We start from the raw sequence: 1,041 nt of genomic DNA on the forward strand, positions 1-1,041 counted from the left end.
AACTATTTATAAAAAACAATCCCGGAAAACTGGAAAACGTAAGAATACTTACAGACGGTTTACCCAGAACATTACAGTTTTTCATCCAGATTGTATTGCAGAATTCTCAGACTTATGGTTACGACTACCTAAGAAAAATTATGGATCACGTGACACCATTGTATCAGGAAAGATTAAATTACCTTCCTGCACAACTGAGAAAAATTATCTTGGAAATGGCTTTTATTTGGGAAGCCTGCACTACCAAACAACTGGTAGAAAAAACCCGTATGGAAAGTAAACTAATCTCCGCAAACCTTAAAACACTTGTACAAAAAGGCATTGTAGACAAAATAGAAACCTCCAAAAAAAACCATCTTTACAGAATATCCGAACGCTTTTTTAATATGTGGCTCATCTTTACCCAAGGAAATCCCGAACAAAAAAGAAAAGCCAAATGTCTTAGTATTTTTCTTGAAAATTGGTACAATGCACTCGATTTTAAAACATTAGCAAATGACCACATTTCTTTACTGAAAGACAAAAAATTAGATTACGAAAAAGCACTTATTTTTTCTAAAGCGCTTAGCCAAGCTAAATACATCTCTATAGAACAAAGAGATCTTATTTTAGAGTTAACAGAAACTCTTAATGATAAAAACACAAAAGCCACACTAATACATCTACCAAAGAAATCTAAAGAAATTTTTAAAGAAATAATAGAAGCTACAGAAAAAAAGGACTACAAAAAAGCAATAGAAATTACTCAGTCTATAGAAAACGAAGAAGACGGATTAAAATTTTCCTTTTTAGGTGGCTTATATAATGAGCAAAACAACTATCAAGAAGCAGAAAAATATTACTTGTTAGCGATTGATAAAGGCGATAATGATGCACTATTTAATTTGGCTCTTTTATATAAAAGCCAAAAAAACTACCAAGAAGCCGAAAAATATTACTTGTTAGCAATTGATAAAGGAGATAATGACGCTTTATTTAATTTGGCTAATTTATATTACGACCAAAAAAATTACCAAGAAGCCGAAAAATATTACTTGTTAG

2 protein-coding genes are annotated in these 1,041 nt (G+C 31.0%); both read left to right on the top strand.

The window, feature by feature from the left end:
• Positions 1-280 (top strand): hypothetical protein (locus tag WFK35_RS22895; protein WP_336734959.1); only part of this gene is annotated, 280 nt, incomplete at its 5' end.
• On the top strand, positions 270-1,041 hold a 772-nt coding region (locus WFK35_RS22900; RefSeq protein ID WP_336734961.1), incomplete at its 3' end, for a tetratricopeptide repeat protein. The genes WFK35_RS22895 and WFK35_RS22900, both read left to right, overlap by 11 nt.

The organism is Chryseobacterium sp. VD8 (assembly GCF_037149975.1).
GTDB lineage: Bacteria > Bacteroidota > Bacteroidia > Flavobacteriales > Weeksellaceae > Chryseobacterium > Chryseobacterium indicum.